This window comes from Microcoleus sp. B9-D4 (assembly GCF_036705105.1).
Lineage (GTDB): Bacteria > Cyanobacteriota > Cyanobacteriia > Cyanobacteriales > Microcoleaceae > Microcoleus.
This window is the reverse complement of the sequence record NZ_JAUBTS010000180.1, coordinates 1-1,148: the sequence shown is the minus strand read 5'-3', so window position 1 is coordinate 1,148 and position 1,148 is coordinate 1. Positions and strand designations below refer to the sequence as shown.

Below are 1,148 nucleotides of genomic sequence, written 5' to 3'. Positions count from 1 at the left end.
ACCACTACCGACACTTCCTTGGAACTAGCTAAAGCGCTGTATGTGGAAGTCAAGGAAGCAATGGAAGGAGGGAAGGCAAAAACCTGGATTATTGAGAATATTCTCAAGATGAAGGGGCGTAAGTTTGCAGAGGGCAAAATCAAATTGCAGAATTTAATCAATCAGTTTGAGGTGAAAGGTAATGAGTGAAGAACGCAAAAAATTGGCAAGTATCAAGCTAACGGGGACAAAGGACGAAATTGCAAGCACAAAAGCCTTATTGGTGTTTAGGGGATGGGACTGGACAACTACAGGGACATACTACCCAAAAGACGATGACCCTTCCGCCGAGGAGTTCGTTCATTTCCTTCGAGATGTGACAGCACCTCTACAACCCCCACTGTCCACCCAGGGGCCCGGTTGAAAATATGCCTCGCTGGGACTTTAACCTTATCCAGCACGTATGTTCTTTTCGGAAACCCATAGGGTTTCGGGTGGTGTTCAACGTATGTTCATTTCCCAAACCCATAGGGTTTGGGGTAGTGCAACACCTATGTTCACGGCGATCGGCTGGAGAGCTGCAAACTCAATGCCCAAAATAGCTAAATATCCAGATTTGAGGGTCAAGGAATGGGGAAGAAACGGAAAGCCGCCAGCATTAGGCTTATCGGGAGCAAGGCAGAGATTTCGGGCATCTTAGCCGCGTTTAGCGACAGAGGATTTTCTTGGAAGTCAAATAAGCATTTTTACCCTCGGATAGGTCAGCCCGACTTCTACTCGTACTACTTGGAAAATTTCGAGTATGTACCCCAACAGAGGGCTTAAAATCAGAAGTCATCATGAACAAGTGCCTCCTACGACATATCAAACCCCTCTTGTCTTCACTACTACCGGGCATCGCTGGCAGCCTAATCCGCATGTTCAGTATTCTGACTCGTGGGAAAGAACTTCAGGAGGAATTGCTACAAGAGGGGCTTGACTTATTCGTAGAGACAGTTGCGGCAGGTCTAACAAAAGCAGGGCTTTCACCCGAGAGAATCGCTGAGCAGGTTTCTCGCGTAACCATTATTGGAACCGTATTAATTGATTATTGGATTCTGCTGTGGGATGAATTTTTTAGTCCTGCAATACTTTTGCTGCTTTGTCTAGCATCAACGCTAGACAACAAT

3 protein-coding genes are annotated in these 1,148 nt (G+C 46.3%); all 3 read left to right on the top strand.

The genetic code is table 11. The features are described from left to right. The coding region (locus QUB24_RS33460) for a hypothetical protein (RefSeq protein WP_333157895.1) at positions 1 to 189 on the top strand (189 nt) is incomplete at its 5' end. After that, positions 182 to 403, top strand: coding sequence for a hypothetical protein (locus tag QUB24_RS33455; protein ID WP_333157894.1), 222 nt, complete (start codon positions 182 to 184; stop codon positions 401 to 403). The genes QUB24_RS33460 and QUB24_RS33455, both read left to right, overlap by 8 nt. A gap of 451 nt (positions 404 to 854) precedes the next feature. After that, positions 855 to 1,148 (top strand): hypothetical protein (locus tag QUB24_RS33450; protein ID WP_333157892.1); only part of this gene is annotated, 294 nt, incomplete at its 3' end.